Genomic DNA, 20,338 nt, shown 5'->3' with positions numbered 1-20,338 from the left:
GATCCCTCCGCCTTTCGAGCCCCGCGTTCTTGCCGGACGGCCCCCGCGGCTCGCTGCTCGGCGCCGGGACCCTACCCCTCTTGCGAAGGTACAGCAAATGAGCATTCGCCCTGTTTCTCGGCCGCTCTGCGCCCGATCGGCCCCCGACGTCCGATGTTGCACCGCGGACAAATGGTGAGCACACCGCGGCCGCGCCAGGGGGGACCTGCGGGCCGGGGCGACGGCGGTACGTCGGGGCGAGCCTGGTTGGCGTCTCGGGCGGACTCTCGACATGACGTCGGCGAGAGGAGCCGGTATAGGCAGACCCCGACATGTTGGAACAACGAGAAGTCGATCTCATCGCCGCTGTAGAGCACCCGGATCCCCACCATGTGCTCGGCCCGCACGAAGAGGAAGACGACCTGGTGGTCCGCGTCTTTCGTCCGGACGCCACCGAGATCACGGTGCTCCCGGCCGATCCGTCGCTGCCGAAGCTGCCGATGGAGCGCGTGCACCCCGCGGGCCTCTTCGAGGCGCGCTTCCCCGGCGTGTCCTACCCGGAGGAGGGCCGCTTCCTTTACCAGCTCGACCTGCGCTATCCGGACGGGAACGCCTCCGTGGAGCTCGATCCGTACGCCATGCGGCCCACGCTCGGCGACATCGATCTTCACCTCCTCGCGGAGGGGAGGCACTGGGAGCTCTACCGCGTCCTCGGCGCGCACGTGCGCGAGGTCGACGGCGTCTCCGGGACGGCGTTCGCGGTCTGGGCCCCGAACGCGCGGCGCGTCAGCGTCATCGGCGACTTCAACTGCTGGGACGGCCGCCGCCACGCCATGCGCCGGATGGGCGAGGGCTTCTGGGAGATCTTCGTCCCCGGCCTCGGCGACGGCGCGCTCTACAAGTACGAGATCAAGACCCCGGCGGGGCACGTCACGGTGAAGAGCGACCCGCTCGGGCAGGCGATGGAGCTCAGGCCCGCCACCGCCTCGCGGGTCACCACGAGCCGCTACACGTTCCAGGACGGCGCGTGGATGCGGGAGCGCGGCCAGCTCGACTCGCGCAAGAAGCCGATCGCGATCTACGAGGTCCACCCCGGCTCCTGGCGGCGCGTGCCGGGCGAGGGCCCGCCGTACGAGCACGGGATGCGCTGGATGACCTACCGCGAGCTCGCCGACCACCTCGTCGAGTACGTGGCCGAGCTCGGCTTCACGCACATCGAGCTGATGCCGGTCATGGAGCACCCCTTCGACGGCTCGTGGGGCTACCAGGTGGCGGGCTACTACGCCCCGACCAGCCGCTACGGCGACCCCGACGACTTCCGCTACTTCGTCGACCGGTGTCACCAGAAGGGCATCGGCGTGATCCTCGACTGGACCCCGGCGCATTTCCCGAAGGACGCGTGGGCGCTCGGCCGCTTCGACGGCACGGCGCTCTACGAGCACCTCGACCCGCGGCTCGGCGAGCACCGCGAGTGGAACACCTACATCTTCAACTACGGCCGGCACGAGGTGCGGAACTTCCTTGTCGCCAACGCCCTCTACTGGCTCGACGAGTTCCACATCGACGGCCTGCGCGTCGACGCGGTCGCCTCGATGCTCTACCTCGACTACGCCGCGCAGGGCGGCGACTGGGTGCCGAACCGGTACGGCGGCCGCGAGAACATCGAGGCCATCGACTTCATCCGCGAGCTGTCGAACCGGGTGCACGAGCGCTGCCCGGGCGCGATCCTGTGCGCCGAGGAGTCCACGGCCTGGCCGTCGGTGACGCACGCGACGTACGTCGGCGGGCTCGGGTTCGACTTCAAGTGGAACATGGGGTGGATGCACGACACGCTCGACTTCTTCAAGCACGAGCCCATCCACCGCGCGTTCCACTATCACCAGCTCACGTTCGGGCTCATCTACGCCTTCTCCGAGAAGTTCCTCCTGCCGCTGAGCCACGACGAGGTCGTCCACCTCAAGAAGGCGCTGCTCTCGAAGATGCCCGGGGATTACTGGCAGATGCTCGCGAACCTGCGCGTGCTCTACGGCTACATGTGGGCGCACCCGGGCAAGAAGCTGCTCTTCATGGGCGGCGAGTTCGGCCAGTTCGCCGAGTGGAGCGAGAAGACGGAGCTCGACTGGGGCCTGCTCAACGTCCCGCAGCACGCCGGGCTGAAGAAGCTGCTCACGGACATCAACGCGCTCTACAAGAAGTACCCGGCGATGTACGAGCTCGACGACGAGCACCACGGCTTCCGGTGGATCGACTGCACCGACACCATGCAGACCGTGATCTCGTTCATCCGCTACGGGGATGGCGCGGGAGATCAGATGTCGCCCTCGGGCGTGCACGTGGTGTTCATCGGCAACTTCACGCCGGTCCCGCGCCACAACTACCGCATCGGCGTCCCGCGCCGCGGCGCCTATCTCGAGGTGCTCAACACCGACGCGACCGAGTACGGCGGCAGCGGCGTGGGCAACATGGGCCGTGTCGAGGTCGAGGACGTCCCCTGTCACGGGTTCCCGCAGTCCATCGTCCTGACGCTCCCGCCCCTCGCGGTGCTCTGGCTCGCCCCCGAGCGCGACGCGTAACCCTGAGCCCCGGTCCTGCGCGCCGTGGAGCACGGCGCGGCGAGGAAGCGCCGCGCTCCTCGGCCAGCCCCCCTGCCGGGCGCCCGTTCATCCCACCTCCTCAGACCTGCTCGCCGCCGCGGCGACGAGGTGCGCCCTCATCCGTTCGGGTCGGAGTATCCGTCTCTCGGGCCAGATCGCAGCGCCCTGTTTCCGTTCAAGTCGAAGAATCACGCCCGCTGATACAGCGCGCGTCGTCTCCTTGTTCAATTGTTCAACATGGCACCACGCGTGCTCGGGGCTTCATGCGTCCGGCCGACTGGAGCGTTCGAAACATACTTGCTTTGAAATAAAAAGTTCTTTACTAAAAGGGTCTTCTCGATGGCTTTGGCGCTGTCGCTCGTCGGAGCGGCTGCGTTCTGAAGGGGGTGGGACTTGTCCAGGCGGCGCCGTTTCACTGTCTGCGATCGGGACGCGAGCGATCTGGAGTCCTCGGTTGCGTCCGGGGCCACGACATCCTGATGAGCAGCCACGACAAGCTCCTCGGTCAGATGAAGGCGACGGTCACCCGGGGGGGCCCGTCGCGCTTCCTGTCGCCGCCGCCCCCCGCCCCCTGGACGGGGCCCGACTCCACGCAAGGAAGCGATGTCCGCAGGGTCCTTGTCATCGACGACAACCCGGCCATTCATCGTGACTTCCAGAAGCTCCTCTGTCCGGACTCCGGGGCGGCGTCGGACCTCGACGCGCTCGACGCGGCGATCTTCGGGGCGCCGGCGCCCGTCGCGAGGACCACGTTCCTGGTGGACGGCGCTTGCCAGGGCCAGGAGGGCTTCGAGAAGGCCAGGCGGATGCAGCGGAGCGGCCGCCCCTATGCGCTGATGTTCGTGGACATGCGGATGCCGCCGGGCTGGGACGGCGTCGAGACGATCGAGCGGATCTGGTGCGAATGTCCGGACATCGAGGCCGTGATCTGCAGCGCTTACTCGGACTATTCGTGGCACGACGTGATCCGGCGCCTCAGGCGGCCCGAGCTGCGGCTCCTGCGCAAGCCGTTCGAGAGCAAGGACGCGCTGGAGCTCGCCTGGTCGCTCACGTCCCGCTGGCTCAAGCGGGGCGCGCGGCGGTGGAAACCACCCAGCTGACGCCCTGCTCAACCTGGTTTGCGAACGATCTCTGGAGCACGGCAAGCGCGATGTCGCGCGTGCTCGACGCCGCCTGGCGCTGGCCAGCCCAGGCTGCGGCTCCCCGGGCCTGGTAGGCGCGCGGCGCGCTCTACGCTGCGTCCGCGGGCGGCGCCGCGTCGCCCCGCCGCGACCGCCTCGGCAGCCACATGTCCACGGTCGAGACGACGGCCATCGCGCCGAGCGACAGCAGCATCGCCACGCCGGAGACCGGCATCAGCGCCGCCGCGCCGGGCGCGCCCCGGACGAGCCACGGCGCCGCCATGTGCAGCCCGCTCGCGACGACCGCGGCCACGACACCCGCGGTGTGCAGCCACGACGGCAGCCTCGCGAGCAGCCAGAGGTGCGCGAGGATCAGCACGTAGACGGGCACGGAGAAGAGGTGGAAGTGGGTCACCTCGAGCAGCTTCCGCTCGGAGATCTGCTCCACGAGGACCCGCGGCGCCTCCGGCGTCGCGGGGAGCTCGAGCTCCGGGCCGAGGTCGAGCGCCGGCCCCTCGGCCGGCGCGGCCGTCTGCGTCGGGGCGGGCGCCGGCGCGACCACCGCCGCGCCCGCATAGTACCCGGCGGAGCCTGCGTCCTGGACCATCGCCCCGTAGAGGCGCCACGACACGAGCAGGCCGATGACGGACGCGACGGTGAACGCCGTGTACAGGAGCTTCGCGCCCAGCGAGAGCGACCTGAGCCGCCCCGCTGCCGCGGCGAAGTCCCTCACAGCCCGCCGCGCTTCAGCGCGAGCTGGAGGACGAGCGTGTCGCGCTTGACGCCGAGCGCCACGGAGCGGGACGAGATCGATGCGCCCGACACGATGTCGATGTCCTTGCCCGCCGTGATCGGGTCGTTCGCGGTCTTGCCGTGGAACTGGGCGCGGAAGCGATCGCCGCGGACCTCGTCGCCGTAGGCCTCGCGGTACTCCAGGATCTCGATCCGCTCCACCGCGCCGGCCGTCGAGAACTTCACGGCGAAGTCGATCGGCTCGTGCATCCCCTTCTCTTCGTCCTTCATCGCGTAGCCGTCGGTCTTGCCGTCCGACTCCGCGACGTACACCACCCACTCGCGCTTGACCGGCGCCCCGAGCTTCTTGCCGATCTCCTGCGCCTCGGTGTCGCTGAGGACGACCTTGCGGTACCCGACCTTCTTCGAGCTCGCGAAGAAGCTCTTCAGGACGGCCGGGACCGTCCAGTACGTCGCGCCGTGGGCGGGGAGCGCCGCGAGCAGGAGCGCGAACGCCGCGGCGGCGGTGAAGTGGCCAGTACGGGAAGGACGCATCAAAGCTCTGACGAACCTGTCACTCGTGAAAGTCAAAGTCAACAGCGTTCAGGCGGTGAATCCCGGGGTTTCCGCGGCCTGGGTGCCTCAATCGCGCACCTGAACGTCGAGGTAGCGCTCCGCGTTCAACACCCACGCTTCCGGGCTCTGGCCGGCCTCGACGTGCGCCACCGCGTCGGCCGCGATGGCGGCGCAGTGGTCCAGGTTGCAGTGCAGGAACAGCGCCTGCCGCCCGAACGGGAGCGCGCCGAGCGCGGCGGCGCTGCGCATCGCCGCGCGCCAGTCCTGAAGCCAGCCGCGCCGGTAGAGCGGGTACACGTTCGGCACGAAGCGCTGCCGGGCCTCGATCGGCGCGACCCCGCGCGGGGCGATGCCCGCGCGGACGAGCTGGTCGAGCAGCGCCTCCAGCGGCCGGCCCGCGGCGAAGTCGCGCCCGCGCCCCCAGGCCCCCTCCGGGATCTCCACGCACAGCACCGTCTCGCCGGGGCGGCGCAGATCGGGCGCGTAGTTCTGCAGCTCGGAGACGCGGCCGAACCAGAAGCGCGGGTCGGGGCAGTAGTACGTCTCCGGCGCGCCTACCCGCGCGCGCGGGTAGGCGAGGTAGACGAGGTAGAGCCCGCGGTGCTCGAGGCGCGCGTCGGGCACGAGGTCCGCGAGGTCGCCCGCGAAGAGGACCGGCGCCGCGCCCGCGCCCGCGCCCGCGCCCAGCGCGGCGAGGTCGAAGGCGGCGCCGCACTCGGCCCGGACGCCGGCCTCCGCGAGCCGCACCTCGAGGTACCCGATGATCGACGAGATGCCGCCCGGCGGGTAGACGAACCGCGCGAGGTCCGCCGCGGCGCCGCCGCGCGCGCGGGCGAGCTCCTTGAAGAGCGCGAGCGGGGTGGTCGTGCTGATCCGCTTCTTCGCGACCGTCTGGGAGAGCTCGGCCGGCGGGATGCCCCAGACCTTCTCGGCGTAGGGCCTGTAGAACGAGGCGTACGCCGCCGCCCCGACGCGATCGCGCACGAACCGCTCGAAGCCGACGTCCTCGCCCGCGCTCGCGCGGTCGTGCTCCCACCGGGCGAAGGCCGCGCGGCGGCCGCGCTGCGCCACGAAGCCGAGGCCCATCGCGGCGCCGGCGCGGAGGCCGAGCGCGCGGAGCATCGAGGGCGCGCTCGGAGGGTAGGGGACATGGCGCTCGCCGAGCACGAGCACCCCGCGCCGCGGGCGCGTGAGGAACGGCGCGCGCGCGTGCACCTCGCGGAAGAGCGGCTGCTCGAGCGCGGCCGGGTGGAGCCGGTGCGAGCCGAGATCGCACGGCAGCCCGCGGAACACCTCGGCGCCCGCGAGCCCGCCGGGGCGCGCCGCGCGCTCGAGGAGGCGCACGCGCCGGCCGGCGCGCGCGAGCAGCAGCGCGGCGTACAGGCCGGAGATGCCGGCGCCGACGACGAGGCGCTCGGGCCCCGCGTCGTCTGGGCGGAGTGACATGGCGTGCCCTCGGCCCGTGCGCTCAGTACATGAACCCGAGCCCGACGTTGAGCTGCGTCTGGTCGAACCCCAGCGTGCGGTCGCGCAGCTGGTAGTCGGCCTTCAGCACGACGCCCTGGGTCGGCCGGTACGAGGCCCCGAGCGTGAGCTCGCGGACGCCGTACGACGCGTTCGCCGCGAAGCCCTCGGGGACCGCGGACTGCGTGTCGTACGCCTCGAGGCGCGCGAACGGCAGCAGCTCGTGGCCGAGGCCGAGCGGGCGGAGCACGTCGTAGGCGGCCTCGACGTAGCCGCCGCGGATCCGGCTGCCGATGGGGCTCGTGGGGTCGATGAAGCTGGGCGCGCCGCTCGCGTTGAACGAGACCATGAGGGCGCGCGCCTCGGGGATGTGCCACTGGGCGAACAGGGCCCGCGCCTCGATGCCGCTCCTGCGCCAACGCGCGTCGAGCGACCAGCCGACGACCGGGATCGTGAGGTCGACCGGTGTGCCGTCACGAAGGAAGAATTTGCCGTCGCCGTTCGGTCCTGCGTCGCTCGCGTACACGGAGGCGCCGGCGATCACGCCGAGCAGCGGCTCGGCCTCGACGCGGGCGACGCCTGCCCACGCGTTGGCGCGGGCGAGCCCGCCGCTCTGCCGCCCGCCGGCGAGGCCGCCGGCGCGGAAGCCGAGCGGATCGAGGCCGGTCATCGCGTAGGCCTCGAAGCGCAGCCAGTCGAGCGGCTGGCCGAAGGCGCCGATCGCGATCTCGCGCCACGTCGAGGGGATGACGACGGTCTCCACCTTGGGCCGGACCACGCCGTGGAACACGGGCGGCTCGTGCCACTGGTTGATGATCCCCATCGGGACGAGCACGAGGCCCGCGCGCAGCCCGAGGGCGCGGCCGGCGACGTTCCACTCGAGGTAGGCCTGCTCGAGCTCCGCGGCGCCGGGGCAGCTCGCGCACGACAGCGAGTGCTCCACCTCGAGCTCGACGTAGGACCGGATGTCGCTCGTGAACTCGTGCGCCACGAAGAGCACGAGCCGGGGGATGTCGGCGACCCACGCGCGCTCGCCCTCGCGGCCCGTCGTGGTGCCGCGGACCTGCACCTCGCCGTAGCCGCCGATGGACGTGCTGCTGGTGCTCGCCGCGGCGCTCCGGAACCGCTGCTCGGTCAGGCCGCGCGCGAGCTCGTGCTCCGGCGCCCGTCCGGCGCCCAGGCCGACGGCGGGCTTCGGCGCCTCGGGCGGCGGCGTGGCGTCCTCGGGGGGGAGATCGAGGACCGGGCCATCCGCAGCGGGCTGAGGGGCGGTGGCGGGCTGAGGTGCCGCGGGCTGAGGTGCCGCGGGTTCCGGGGCCGCCGCGGCCTGCGGGGTCGCTGCGGGCTGAGGTTCCGACGTGGGCGGCGGTGCCGCCGCGGGCGGCGGTGCCGCGGGCTGAGGTGCCGCCGCAGGCTGCGCGGCGGCTGGCGTGGCGGCGGCAAGGGACAGCAGCAGCGCGCTGAGGGCGACACCCGCAGGGCGAGGCCGCAAGGACGAGGTCGCTTTCATGGACGAGGACCGGTCGCCCGACGAGGCGCTCGGCAGGGCGCGAGTCTTCGCGCCCCTGAAAACGGAGGTCAACCTCGTTCTCAGCGCGCGGTCGCGGCGCGCGGCGGACGCGGCTGCGCCTGATCGGCCGGAGGCGCCGAGGGCGCCGCCTCGAGCAGGGCGAGATCGCTCCAGAGCGCGTCGACGTAGCGCGAGCGCGGGCGCGCGAAGCGGATCGAGATCGCGTAGCCGCGGCCGGCGAGCGCGTCGCGCGCCTCCCGGGAGAGCGCCTCGCTGGTGATGAGCGCGCCGGCGGGGCCGGCTTGCTCGACGGCACGGACCAGCGCGGCGTCGCTGCGGACGCGCACCGGCCGCCGGCCCGGCGCGCCCTCCAGGATCATCCGGTCGAGGTCGCGCGTGAGCACGGGCCGCTGCTCGGCGTCGGCGTCGCGCAGGATGCCCACGATCGCGGCCGCCGGTGAGGGCGCCTGGTGCTGGCGCGCGAGGGAGAGCCCGTCCGCGAACCACTGCGCCGCGAGCGCCGCGACGACGACGGCGGGCGCAGCGGCGCGGATCGCGAGCAGGCGCGCCGCGCGCGCCGCGGCCGGGGCGGCAGGTACGAGCGACGCCGCGCCGGCGGCGAGCGCGACGAGGAGGAGCGGGACGAGCGGCAGCCAGTGCCGCGGCTTGTAGGCGATGTTCTGCCCGAGGAGCGCCCACACGAAGTAGGCGAGCGCGGAGGCCCAGATCTCGGGCTGATCGCGCGCCGCGCGCGCCGCGCGGCGGAGGGGCGCGGCGCGGCGCGCCGCAGCGACGAGGAGCGCGATCAGGAGCGGCGCGCCGAGCCACCGCGCCGCCGGGGCGTCCGGCCACGCTCCGCCGAGGCCGTTGGCCCAGAGGCCCCAGACCACGCCGTGGAGGCGATCGAGCGGCGACGAGACGGTGATCGCCGTGCCTCCCCAGCGGGTGAAGTGCCCGAGCCCCTGGACCCACGTCGTCGCGACGAGGTCGCGCGGCGTCGCGATCAGCACGAGCGGCACGAGCCACAGGAGCACGCCGGTCGCGAGGTCGCGGCCGCGCGCGAGCCAGGCGGCGCGGCCGCCCTCGGCGCGGGCGATGGCGGCGAGGCAGGCGAGCGCGAACGGGAAGTACGAGAGCCGCACGCCGAGCCCCACGCCGAGCAGCACGAGCGCGCCCGTGCGCAGACGCGCGGCGCGCGCGTGGAACGGCTCGGCCCCGGGCTGCGCGTCGGGCGGCTCGGCCGAGGGCTGCGCGTCAGGCGGCTCGGCCCCGGGCGGCGCGGCGGACGTGGCGCCCGCTGTGCGGCCGAGGCGCCGGGAGCGCGCGCAGAGCCAGAGCGCCGCGGTCGTCACCGCGGCGCCGGTCATGTCGCTGAGGAGCTTCTCGGAAGAGAGCCACAGGAACGGCGAGGCGAGCGCGAGCACGCCGGCGAACACCGCGGCGCGCCGCCCGGCGACGGCGCGCGCGAGCAGCGCCGTGGAGGCGACGGTGGCCGCGCCCGACACGGCGCTGACGAGGCTCAGCGCGGCGCGCGGCGTCGCGCCGAGCAGCGCGGCCCCCTTCGCCGCCGCGATGAACGCGGGGTAGTACGGCGCGTGCGGGCGGAGCTCGGCCACGTCGAAGCGCTCCACGCCGAGCGCGAACCGGAGCGCGTCGATGTCCTCGTCGTGGTCGATGCGGAACAGCAGGCGTGAGGCGAGCGCGGCGGCGGTGAGCGCGGCGAGGGCGACCGCGTCGCGCCGCTCCTCCCTCACGAGCCCGAGCCGGAGCCCGATCCGGGCGCGTGCGTCGGCGCGCCGCAGTCCGGTTGATCCGCGCCGGGCGCGCCTGCGTCGACGATCGCGCCCGACCCGGATCCCGAGCCGGGCAGCGGCGCCGCGGGCGTGTCGCACTGATCGAACAGCTCCTCGCCCGCGTAGTCGAGGCACGCGGTCGCGAGCGACACGAACACGAACGTGACGCCCGCCACCACGAAGGCGGTGCGCGCGGTGCGAAGCGATGCCCAGGACCCCACGTCGGCCACGCAAGCACCGTGCCGCCAGCGCACATGACTGTCAAGCGCCCGCGCTCCACGGGCCGCGGCCGCGTCGCGGCGCCGGGCGTCGCGCGTTTTTTGCTCCTTCGGGCGCCGGGCGCGTAGGGTCGCGCGCATGAAGTGGCTCGAGTCGATGCACCGCATCCGCGCGCTCAAGCTGGAGCTCGCGCGGATGGATCCGCGGCGGGGGATGCCGATCGCGCCGCCGGCGGGAGCGTCCGAAGCGGCGATCGCCGGCGTCGAGCGTCGCCTCGGGATGCCGCTGCCGCCGAGCTACAGGGAGCTGCTCGCGCGCCACGACGGCTGGCCGCAGCTCTTCGAGGGCGCCAGCTTGCTCGGGGTGCGCGCGCTCGCGCGCGGCTCGTACATGGATGTCGGCCGGATGGTGCTCGAGCACTGCGAGAGCGAGGAGGCGCGCGGCGCAGGCGGTCGCGACGCCGCGCCGACGACGGTGCGCGGCCGCTACGGCGCGCGGAGCGCGCTCGTCCCGTTCGGGATCGACGCGGCGGCCGAGACCGTGTTCGCCTGGGATCCGGAGGCGAAGGCGCCTGACGGGGAGCTCGAGGTGATCCTCTGGACGAACGACGTCGGGCTGCGCCTCTCGGGCCTCCCGGAGCTGCTCGACATGGTGAAGGACATGCTCGCCGCGGAGCTCGACGATCGCCGCCAGCGCGCCGCCGCGCAGCTCGATCTGACGCCGCGCCAGCGCGCCCTCGTCGCGCCGAGGAGCCGCCCGCGCGCCGTGGCGGTGCCGCTCACGCCTGCGCCTCGCTCGTTCGCGAGGAGCGCGCTCACGGGCTGAGCCCGCGCCGCGTCCGGACGCCCGCCCTCGTCGCTGCCCGCGTCGAGAGCGCGTCCTCTGGACCTCGCGCGCGCTCGTGACAGAGCGCACGCCTGCGCGTCGCGCGCAGGGCGCCGGGAGGAAGAGCCGGTTGTTTCCGCGCACAGCGTGGGACGTGATGTACTAGGCGGAGCATGACGGAAGCCCACCAGCAGCAGCGCTATCGGGTCGTCGAGCGGCTCGCTTCGGGCGGCATGGCCGAGGTATTCCTCGCGGAGAGCGCGGGGATCGAGGGGTTCAAGAAGCAGGTCGCGATCAAGCGCGTGCTCCCGCACCTCAGCGAGAAGAAGCGCTTCATCGCGATGTTCCTCGACGAGGCGCGGCTGTCTGCGCACCTCTCCCACTCCAACGTCGCGCAGGTGTTCGACATCGGCGTCGGCGACAACGCGTACTTCATCGTGATGGAGTACGTGGACGGCGCCGACCTGAAGGCCGTCCTCGAGTCGATGCGCAAGGCGGGCCGCACGCTCCCGGTCGAGTCCGCGGTGTTCATCACGGCGAAGCTCTGCGAGGGGCTCACGTACGCCCACGAGCTCAAGGCGGCCGACGGGCACCCGCTCAAGATCGTGCACCGGGACATGTCGCCCCCGAACGTGCTCATCACGAAATACGGCGAGGTGAAGATCGTCGACTTCGGCCTCGCCAAGGCGACGAGCCAGCTCGAGAAGAGCGAGGCGGGGATCATCAAGGGCAAATTCAGCTACCTCTCGCCCGAGGCAGCGCAGGGCCTGGAGGTCGATCACCGCACCGACATCTTCGCGGTGGGCGCCATCCTCTGGGAGATGCTCGCCGGGAAGCGGCTCTTCCTCGGCGACACCGACTACCAGACCGTCAAGCTCGTGCAGCAGGCGCAGATCCCGCCGCTCTCCACGATCAACAAGGCCGTTCCCCCCGAGCTCGATCGCATCATCGCCCGCTCGCTCGCCCGCGAGCCGGGCGAGCGCTACGCCTCCGCGCGCGAGTTCGGCCGCGATCTAACGAACTTCCTCTACAGATTCGGCCGGCCGGTCAGCGCCTACGACATCGCCGAGCACGTCCGCAGCGCCATGGCGCTCCGCAGGCGCGCCCCCGCGTCGGAGAAGGCGTCGTTCATCGACAGGCTCATCGAAGAGACCCTGCTCGAGTTCACGTCGCTCCCGGACGACAAGGCGGCGCCGAGCACCGCGCGGCTGAACGAGCCGCTCAAGATCTCGGCCTTCGAGGACATCGGGAAGTGGGCCGACGAGATCAAGATCTCGGCGCCCGGAGAGGACCTCATGCGGCGGTCCCTGGCCGCGGTGTCGGTCGAGGCGGGCAACCTGGCCGCGCTCGAGGAGCCCGAGCTGCTCGCCCCGCCCCCGACGCTGCCGGCAGCTCCTCCGCCCAGGCCCGCGGAGCCGCCGCCGTTCGCGCTCACGCCGCCGCCGCTCACGCCGCCGCCGCTCACGCCGCCGCCGCTCACGCCGCCGCCGCTCGCCGAGCAGCCCTTCGTGAGGAAGCCCGAGACGACCCTGGCCTCCCCGCAGCACGCGCCCGGGCTCCAGCGCGCTGCGCCGCCCTCGCCGGCGCTGGCGCCGCTCGCCGTGGCGCCCCCGCGCGACCTCGACCCGGGGCCGCTCCCCCCGGCAGGGGGCGGCGCCGTGAAGGCCGTGCTGATCCTCGCCGCGCTGGCGGTCCTCGCCGCGGGCGCGTGGTTCGGCGGTCTGATCCCGCACTGACGCCGCGGCGGGCGCGCACCGACGCCGTGACGGGCGCGCGCTGACGCCGCGGCGGGCGCGCTGACGCCCGCGCCGCGCTGCAGGCGCCGCAAGCGTCGTGGCGCGCTCTCGCCGGGCGCTTTACGCGTTCCCCTCGGCCTCGTCGTCGTCGTCGTCGTCGTCCTGCTCCTCGAGCTGCCTCTCGAGCTTCTCGATCTCCTCGTCCTCCGCGTCGTCCGTCGACGGAGCGGCGCGTCCTTCCTGGAGCGCCTTCTGACGGGCCTTCTCGGCGGCGGCGCGGGCCTGCGCGACCTTCTGCAGGATGGCGGGCTTGGGCGCCATCATCAGCGTCATCGTGCGCTGCTCCATCATCGGGCGCACCTCGACGTTCGCGATCTCCTCGCAGTGCTGGACGATCCAGTCGAGCTGCTCCTGCGCCTTCTCCGGGTGCGTGATCTCGCGGCCGCGGAAGCGCACGGTGAACTTCACCTTGTGACCGGCGCCGAGGAACCGGTGCGCAGCCCTGGTCTTGAACTCGAGATCGTGATCGTCCGTCTTGGGACGGAGCTTGATCTCCTTGATCTCCACCACACTCTGCTTGCGCTTCGCCTCGCGGGCCTTCTTCTTCTCGTCGTACTTGTACTTGCCGAAGTCGAGGATCTTGCAGACCGGAGGATCCGCCTTCGGGTTGACCTCGACGAGATCCAGCCCCTTCTCCTGTGCCCGGCGCAGCGCCTCGTGGGTCTGCATGATGCCGAGCATCTCGCCGTCATCGCCGATGACGCGGATCTCCGGGACGCGGATGCGCTGGTTGATGCGGATCTGCGGCCCCCGCTGGGCCTGCCGGGGGTCGAAGCGTCTCATCGCCATGTGATATTTCCCTGCCTCCTTGTGTTCTGTGATCCTGAAAGCGACGGACCGCCGCTGCGCGACCGAACCCGGTCGCGGCGACCATCACCACGCCAATGTCGCCTGACTCCGCGCCGCAGGCAACGGCAGCAAGCACGACAGCCGCTGCGGCGCACGGGCGTTCCGAGCCCGGGGCTACCGGGCTCGACGGGGGTGGGGGAGGGGCCTGCCGGCGGGAGGATCCGGACGGAACGGCAGGTCACGAACTCGATGAGCTCACGGCGAGGCGAGGGGGCCTCGACTCCGCGGCGAGCCGGTCGGCGAACTCCTCGAGCGGCATCGCCCCGAGGTCCTTGTTCAGGTCGCGCGACCGGGGGGCGACCTTGCGGCCCTCGGCCTCCTTGTCGCCGACGACGACCACGTACGGGACGCGCGTCAGCCGCGCCGCCCGGATCTTTGCGCCGAGCTTGTCGGAGCTGAGGTCGGCCCTCGCCCGGAGCCCGCGGCTCCGGAGATGGGCGACCACCTCCTCGGCGTAGGCGGCCTGCTTCTCGCTGACCGTCACGATGATCGCCTGCTCCGGGGCGAGCCAGGCCGGGAAAGCGCCCCCGATGTGCTCGAGGTACACCGAGAAGAACCGCTCGAGCGAGCCGAGGATCGCCCGGTGGAGCATCACGGGGCGATGGGCGGCCCCGTCGGCGCCGGTGTACTCGAGCTCGAACCGGTCGGGCAGCGCGTAGTCCACCTGGATGGTGCCGAGCTGCCAGCTCCGGCGCAGCGCGTCCTCGACGTGGAACTCGAGCTTCGGACCGTAGAACGCGCCCTCCTCGGGCGCGATCTCGAAGGGGAGGCTGGCCTGCTTCAGCGCGTCCGCGAGCGCCCCCTCGGCGGCGTCCCACTGCGCGTCGGTGCCGATGCGCTTCTTGGGCCGGGTCGCGAGCTTGATGTCGATCCTGGCGAACCGGAACGCCGCGTACACCTCGAGCAGGAGCCGCAGGAACGCCTGGATCTCGCCCTGCATCTGCTCCGGTGCGCAGAAGATGTGGGCGTCGTCCTGGCAGAAGCTCCGCACCCGGGCGAGCCCGTGGACGACGCCGCCGCGCTCGTACCGGTGGAGCCGCCCGAAATCGGCGAGCCGCCACGGCAGCTCGCGGTAGCTGCGCCGCCGCTGCCCGAAGATGAGGCAGTGGCTCGGGCAGTTCATCGGCTTCTGCGCGAGCCGCTCGAGCTCCGCGAGCTGCTCCAGGACGGCCGCGTCGCGCTTCGTGTCGGCCTCCTTGTAGCTCGCCGCGTCTGCCTCCCCCGGGGAGACGCCGAGCCGGAGCGAGAGCCGCGCCGCATCCAGGTGCTCCGCCGTGACCGGCAGGTACATGTTCTCGCGGTAGTTCGGCAGGTGGCCGCTCGTATCGAACAGCCGCTTGTCGAAGATCTGCGGGGTGATGACCTCCTCGTAGCCGTAGTCGACGTAGAGGTCGCGCATGTACTGGACGAGCGCGTTGTAGACGTGTGCGCCGCGCGGCAGGAGGAACGGCATCGCCGGCGCGTACTCGTGGAACATGAAGAGCTCGAGCTCTTTCCCGAGCTTCCTGTGGTCGCGTTCCTTCGCCTCCGCGAGGAGCTTGAGGTGCTCGTCGAGCGCCGCCTGGCTCGGGAACGCCGTGCCGTAGATGCGCTGGAGCATCGGATTGCGCTCGTCGCCGCGCCAGTACGCGCCCGCCACGCTGACGAGCTTGATGGCCTGCAGCACCGAGGCGTCCGGCACGTGCGGCCCCTCGCAGAGGTCGACCCACTCGCGCTCGCCGTCGCTGTGCCGGTAGAGCGAGACGTCCTCGCCCGGCGGGATCGCGTCGATGAGCTCGCGCTTGTACGTCTCGCCCATCTGCGCGAAGAGCGCGTGCGCCGCCTCGCGGTTCACCACGTCGCGCCGGAACGGGCGGCCCGCGGCGATGATCTCGCGCATCTTCGCCTCGATCTTGGCGAGATCCTCGTCCGTGAAGGGGCCGCTCGGCTTGTCGAAGTCGTAATAGAAGCCCGCCTCGATGGCGGGCCCGATCGTGACCTTCGTGCCCGGAAACAGGCGCTGCACGGCGTCGGCCATGATGTGCGCCGTCGAGTGCCGGATGATGCGCAGGCCGTCCGGATCGGTCGTCCGGACCGGCTCGATCCGGGTCGCCTCGTCGCGGAGGATGGGAGTGTGGAGATCGAGGAGGCGCCCGTTGACGCGGGCGCCGATGACAGTGCGGTCCTTGGCGATGTCGTCGGCGAGAGCCTCGCGCACCGTGGTGCGGGCCGCCGAGGCGGCCTGGGCTGTCTGATCGAGGGCCATGAAACCTCGCAGGCTAAGTCTCCTGCTGATTTGTAGGCGCGGCCGGTTTCGAACCGGCGACCCCTACCGTGTCAAGGTAGTGCTCTACCACTGAGCTACGCGCCTATGTCCCGCTCGCTCGGCACGAGGCCGACGAAACGGAGAGCGCCTCCTATCAAGGGCGTACGACTCCGTCAAGCGATCATTTTCCGGCGACCGCGTTTTGGGCGCGGAGGCACGCGCGGCGGCAGCCGTCGGTGCGGCCGGTACGGCGCCCTCGCCGGTGCTGCCCGACGTCCCCGTCTGGGACACCCGAGCTCGAGCGAGCGGTCGCTCGGGGCCATGCGGTCGCTCGGGGCCATGGGAGAGTGCTGCGCGCGGCGCCAGCCGACCGCCCTGCGCTGCGCGCCGTCGCCGAGCGCGGCGCAGGGCCGTTCAAGCGCACCTCTCGGGTTGCCTGAGCCACGCTGAACCACCGATTCACGCCGATGCCCCTTACGTCCAGAGACGGGCGTCGCGATCGCCGCGTCACTCCAGGCCGGTCGTCACGCGCGATCCGATCGCGCTCGCGCTTGACCTCGGATGCGGCTCGGGTGACGAACGGCTGGATGGCAGGACCTGACGGTCTGGGCTCGCCGCCGGATCCGGCGGCGGTGATCGCGGTGGTCGAGGTGGCCGCGGGGGGCGCGCTCTTTGCCGCCCACGCGGCGGTGCCAGGCGATCTGCCGATCGAGCGCGCCGCGAGCGCCACCGAGGCCATCCGCGGCGCCGCGGCGCGCACCCGCGCCGGGCAGCGGGCGAGCGTCGTGCTGGGCGCTCACGAGCTCGTGGGGGCCCTCGCCGCGCTCGGCGAGGCGGCGGCGGTGCGGACGCCGCTCACCGTGCACGTCATCGAGCGGCGCGGCGGGCTCGCCGTGGGGCGCGACGAGCTCGCGCCGGCGCTCGACGTCGGCGCGGGGGTGCTGGTCACGTGGAGCAACCAGGAGGCCGCCGACATGGCGCTCGTGGCGCGGCGCGCCGCCGAGGACAGCGAGACGCCGTTCCTGCACCTGGTCGACGCGCTGCCGTCGTACGTGTCCGGCCTCGGCGGCGCGCGGGAGCTCGCCGCCCGCTTCCTCGGCGCGGAGCGGACCGCGCCGACCTTCACCGACGCGGCGCCCGGCGAGAGCGACGGCGACGGGGGCCCTCGCCCGCAGGGCCGCGGCGTCGTGCGCAAGCGGGCCGAGCGGAGCTTCTGCGCGCGCGTGCCGTTCGCGCTCACCAGCGCCATGAGGGAGCTCTGCGAGCTGACCGGCAGGCCGCTCGGCGTCATCGAGCGCGTCGACACCGCCGACGCGGAGGAGATCATGGTCGTGGTGGGCTGCGCCTTCCCGGCGGCCCGCGAGGTCGTGCGCAGCCTGCGCGCGCAGGGCCGGCGCGTCGGCCTCGTGGGCGTGCGCGCGCTCCGCCCGTTCTTCGGCGCGGAGGTGGTGAAGACCCTCGGGCGGGCGAGGGCCGTCGTGGTGCTCGAGCCGCTCGACGTGCCGCTCGCCCCGTACGGGCCTGTCGCCGCCGGGGTGAAGGCCGCGTTCGCGGACGCGCTCACGTGGGCCCCTGGCTTCCCCGGCGTCGGGCGCATCCCGCCGATCATCTCCGCGACGTTCGCGACGATCGACGGCACGATCACCGAGCGCGACGTGCGCCTCTCGCTCGCGGAGATCGCGAGCGGCGAGCGGGCCCGCCGGCACATGGTCTTCGGCAGCGACGGCTGACGCCGCGCCGCGGCGCTCCCTCGCTGAACCCGCGGCGCTCCGGCGGCGCAGGGCGCGACGGAGCAGGAGCGGAAAAGCCCACAACGCTGGATTCCTGTCGTGCCCGGGTGAGGCTGCCCGCCTAGCTCCTTGCGCGACCCTTGGATCCTGGGTATGGAGGCGGGCCCCGGGGGGTTGGGAGAGGCCCGCAATTTGCGGGCGAGCCCCGTCGGGTCCCGGAGAGACGCGTCACCTTGGCAAGCTCAAACTGGTTCCAGCCGAACGCCGCCCCCGGGCGCGCGGGCAACGCGCCCGCAGCGCCGGTCGAAGGTCAACCGCCGCCGCCGTCCGGAGGGGAGGCGCCGCCTGGGCCGTTCGGCGGGGGGGCCTTCTCGTTCCTCATCCTGGCGCTGCCGCTGCTGCTCATCTTCGTGATGACGCGGAGCCAGAACAAGAAGCAGAAGCAGCTCGAATCGAACCTCAAGGTGGGCGACCGGGTCTACACCCAGTCCGGGATCCTCGGCAGGATCACCGACCTCAGCCCGAACTCACCGAGGGTCAAGCTCGAGATCGCCCCCGGCGTGAACGTGCAGATCCTGAAGAGCGCGATCCAGGGCCCGGACCCGGGCGAGGTCGCGGCGGCAGACGCCAAGGTCGCCGACAAGGCGAAGGAACCGGCGAAGGACAAGAAGTCGTAGGCCGGCGCTCGGCCCAACAGGAAGCTTTTTACCGCCCCCCGCGGCGCCACACTCCATGCTCCTAAACATCTTCCAGTACGGGTTCGCCGGCGTCGCCGGCCTGTGCCTCCTCGGCGCGTGGCTCAGCCGTCCGCGGCGCGGCGTCTTCACCTGGGCGGCGCTCGCCGCGGGCGCCGCCGCGATCGCGGCCCACTACCACGTGTTCTGGGCCCTCGCGACGTTCGGGCTAATGGTGCCGTGGGCGCTGTTCTGCGCCGGCCCGTGGATCGACTTCGCGTGGCGGGCGAAGACCGGCTTCGTGCTGTTCCTCGCGCTCGGCTCGGCGCTCTGCATCTACCCGACCTACCACGACGAGCGGCACGGCCGCCCCGACCACTCGGGCCTGTCGTCCGAGGAGCTGTCGGAGCAGCAGACCAAGGCGCAGCGCGGGGAGCTCGGCTTCAGCCGCTTCCTCACCTCGAACATCCCGTTCCGCCTGGTGCGCGGGCTCGACCTGAAGGGCGGCCTCCGGCTCGTCTACACGGTCGACGTCGACGAGGCGATCAGCGACAAGCGCGACCGGTACTACGACGACCTGCGCGGGGCGCTCGCGAGGTCGTTCGGGTTCACCCAGGGCGACAAGCCGCCGACGATCGAGGAGATGCAGAAGCTCCAGACGAAGCTCCGCATCGAGAAGTCGCGCGAGCAGACCGACACGATCGTCATCACCTTCAACGACCCGGCGGACTCCGCGAAGATCAACGACGAGTTCCTCTCGAAGTTCCTGAGCGAGCTGCAGCTCCAGCGGTCGGCGGACCGCAACGTCGCGCGGTTCCGGATCCGCGACGAGGTGTCGAGCGGCATCCGCGAGCGGGCGGTGACGCAGGCCAAGGAGACGGTGCTCCGCCGCGTCGACGGCCTCGGCCTCAAGGAGGCGAGCGTCTCGACGCGCGACGAGGACGTCATCATCGAGGTCCCCGGCGACGACGAGAACGCCTTCAACACGATCCGCGAGATCATCAGCCAGACGGCGCGCCTCGAGTTCAAGATGGTCGACGACGACCAGGACTTCTTCGAGCCGATCGCCAGGAGCGCCAAGGAGGAGGACCTCCCGAAGGGGCTGACGTTCTCGATCGAGAACGCGCCGGTCGGCCCCGGGAAGACCAAGCCGGTCCACTTCGCCCGCATGGTCCGCGCAGAGCACGAGGAGCTGCGCGACACCCTGAAGCGGCTGCGCGAGTGGGTCGGGACGCTCCAGGTCCCGCCGGACAACGAGGTCGGCTACGGCAAGCTGTACGAGTACAACGAGGAGAAGGACGTCATCGAGGAGATCGGCTGGCGGACGTACTTCCTCTTCAGCAAGGCCGAGATCACGGGCGACATGGTGCGCGACGCCCAGGCGCTGCCCGACCAGAGCGAAGGCGGCCTCGGCGGCTGGTACGTGTCGATGGAGTTCACCCCGCTCGGCGCCGACCGGTTCGAGGACATCACCGGCAGGAACATCAAGCGGCGGTTCGCGATCATCCTCGACGAGAAGGTCGAGAGCGCGCCGGTGATCCAGACGAAGATCGGCGGCGGCCGCGCGCAGATCACGATGGGCTCGCAGAACCCGGATCAGCAGCTCCAGGACGCGCGCAAGCTCGAGCTGGTGCTCCGGTCGGGCGCGCTGCCGGCCCCGATCTCCCCGTCGAACGAGCAGCGCATCGGCCCGTCGCTGGGCAAGGACGCCATCCAGCAGAGCATGAAGGGCGCGATCGCGAGCGGGGTGCTCGTGGTCGTGTTCATGGTGGTGATCTACAGCCGCGCCGGGCTCATCGCGGACGTCGCCGTCATCTTCAACCTCATCCTGCAGATCGCCGTGCTCGCGATGTTCGGCGCCTCGATGACGCTCCCCGGCATCGCCGGCCTGGTGCTCACCATGGGCATCGCGGTCGACGCCAACGTGCTGATCAACGAGCGCATCCGCGAGGAGCTCCGGAACGGCAAGAGCCCCCGGGCGGCGGTCGACGTCGGCTACGACAAGGCGTTCAGCGCCATCCTCGACGGCCACGTGACGACGCTGATCTCGGGGCTCATCCTCGCGCAGTACGGCACGGGCCCGATCAAGGGCTTCGCGATCACGCTGATCGTCGGGATCGCCATCAGCCTGTTCACGGGTGTCGTGTGCACCCGCCTGATGTTCGACTGGGCGGTCCGCGGCCGGAAGGTCAAGACGCTCTCGCTCGGCTGAGGTAGACGCGGGCGCGGGG

General features: G+C 72.2%; 15 protein-coding genes and 1 tRNA gene. 7 read left to right on the top strand and 9 right to left on the bottom strand.

Annotated elements, in window-relative coordinates; all coding sequences use genetic code 11:
• The first annotated feature begins 311 nt into the window (after positions 1–311).
• Together glgB and WME76_RS20030 are read left to right on the top strand one after the other, a co-directional pair.
• Positions 312–2,552: a 1,4-alpha-glucan branching protein GlgB gene (glgB, locus tag WME76_RS20035; protein ID WP_437961674.1), complete on the top strand. Its 2,241-nt coding sequence runs from the start codon at positions 312–314 to the stop codon at positions 2,550–2,552.
• Between the two features lie 500 nt (positions 2,553–3,052).
• The gene (locus tag WME76_RS20030) at positions 3,053–3,673 is read left to right on the top strand and encodes a response regulator transcription factor (RefSeq protein ID WP_437961673.1); all 621 of its coding nucleotides are present in this window, start codon (positions 3,053–3,055) and stop codon (positions 3,671–3,673) included.
• 130 nt (positions 3,674–3,803) lie between these two features.
• On the opposite strand, the gene WME76_RS20025 is transcribed toward WME76_RS20030, so the two are convergent.
• The 6 genes from WME76_RS20025 to WME76_RS20000 form a co-directional block, all read right to left on the bottom strand.
• The gene (locus tag WME76_RS20025) at positions 3,804–4,427 is read right to left on the bottom strand and encodes a hypothetical protein (protein WP_437961672.1); all 624 of its coding nucleotides are present in this window, start codon (positions 4,425–4,427) and stop codon (positions 3,804–3,806) included.
• Positions 4,424–4,981 carry an FMN-binding protein gene (locus WME76_RS20020; protein ID WP_437961671.1) on the bottom strand — a complete coding sequence of 186 codons (558 nt, stop codon included), beginning with the start codon at positions 4,979–4,981 and terminating at the stop codon, positions 4,424–4,426. The genes WME76_RS20025 and WME76_RS20020 overlap by 4 nt, the downstream gene beginning before the upstream one ends.
• Positions 4,982–5,068: 87 nt before the next feature.
• Positions 5,069–6,448 (bottom strand): protoporphyrinogen/coproporphyrinogen oxidase, encoded by a 1,380-nt coding sequence (locus WME76_RS20015; RefSeq protein WP_437961670.1) that lies wholly within the window; start codon positions 6,446–6,448, stop codon positions 5,069–5,071.
• Between the two features lie 22 nt (positions 6,449–6,470).
• On the bottom strand, positions 6,471–7,958 hold the full coding sequence (locus WME76_RS20010; RefSeq protein WP_437961669.1) for a hypothetical protein: 1,488 nt from the start codon (positions 7,956–7,958) through the stop codon (positions 6,471–6,473).
• A gap of 98 nt (positions 7,959–8,056) precedes the next feature.
• Entirely contained in the window at positions 8,057–9,730 is a 1,674-nt protein-coding gene (locus WME76_RS20005) for a hypothetical protein (protein ID WP_437961668.1), read from the bottom strand.
• Positions 9,727–9,999, bottom strand: a complete 273-nt coding sequence (locus WME76_RS20000) for a hypothetical protein (RefSeq protein WP_061617970.1) — start codon at positions 9,997–9,999, stop codon at positions 9,727–9,729. The genes WME76_RS20005 and WME76_RS20000 overlap by 4 nt, the downstream gene beginning before the upstream one ends.
• Positions 10,000–10,126: 127 nt before the next feature.
• Between WME76_RS20000 and WME76_RS19995 the strand changes: the two genes are divergently transcribed.
• Complete coding sequence (locus WME76_RS19995; protein ID WP_437961667.1) at positions 10,127–10,813, top strand: SMI1/KNR4 family protein; 687 nt, start codon at positions 10,127–10,129, stop codon at positions 10,811–10,813.
• A 173-nt stretch (positions 10,814–10,986) separates the two neighbouring features.
• Positions 10,987–12,549: a serine/threonine protein kinase gene (locus WME76_RS19990; protein WP_437961666.1), complete on the top strand. Its 1,563-nt coding sequence runs from the start codon at positions 10,987–10,989 to the stop codon at positions 12,547–12,549.
• Positions 12,550–12,669: 120 nt separating this feature from the next.
• Here the strand turns inward: WME76_RS19990 and infC are convergent, their stop codons facing one another.
• The 3 genes from infC to WME76_RS19975 form a co-directional block, all read right to left on the bottom strand.
• Positions 12,670–13,392: a translation initiation factor IF-3 gene (infC, locus tag WME76_RS19985; RefSeq protein ID WP_437961665.1), complete on the bottom strand. Its 723-nt coding sequence runs from the start codon at positions 13,390–13,392 to the stop codon at positions 12,670–12,672.
• Positions 13,393–13,636: 244 nt separating this feature from the next.
• Positions 13,637–15,703, bottom strand: a complete 2,067-nt coding sequence (gene thrS, locus WME76_RS19980) for a threonine--tRNA ligase (protein ID WP_437961664.1) — start codon at positions 15,701–15,703, stop codon at positions 13,637–13,639.
• 33 nt (positions 15,704–15,736) lie between these two features.
• A tRNA-Val gene (locus WME76_RS19975) sits at positions 15,737–15,808 on the bottom strand.
• Positions 15,809–16,290: 482 nt separating this feature from the next.
• On the opposite strand from WME76_RS19975, the gene WME76_RS19970 reads away from it, so the two are divergent.
• The 3 genes from WME76_RS19970 to secD all read left to right on the top strand — a co-directional run bounded on the left by WME76_RS19970 (position 16,291) and on the right by secD (position 20,319).
• Positions 16,291–17,433: a transketolase gene (locus tag WME76_RS19970; RefSeq protein ID WP_437961663.1), complete on the top strand. Its 1,143-nt coding sequence runs from the start codon at positions 16,291–16,293 to the stop codon at positions 17,431–17,433.
• Positions 17,434–17,666: 233 nt separating this feature from the next.
• Positions 17,667–18,110: a preprotein translocase subunit YajC gene (gene yajC, locus WME76_RS19965; RefSeq protein ID WP_437961662.1), complete on the top strand. Its 444-nt coding sequence runs from the start codon at positions 17,667–17,669 to the stop codon at positions 18,108–18,110.
• A 55-nt stretch (positions 18,111–18,165) separates the two neighbouring features.
• Positions 18,166–20,319 carry a protein translocase subunit SecD gene (gene secD, locus WME76_RS19960; protein WP_437961661.1) on the top strand — a complete coding sequence of 718 codons (2,154 nt, stop codon included), beginning with the start codon at positions 18,166–18,168 and terminating at the stop codon, positions 20,317–20,319.
• Positions 20,320–20,338 lie beyond the last annotated feature (19 nt).

The organism is Sorangium sp. So ce119, assembly GCF_051524405.1.
In the GTDB taxonomy this organism is placed as follows: Bacteria; Myxococcota_A; Polyangia; order Polyangiales; family Polyangiaceae; genus Sorangium; species Sorangium cellulosum_G.
The sequence above is the reverse complement of the archived record's forward strand: the minus strand, read 5'-3'. Positions and strand labels throughout refer to the sequence as shown.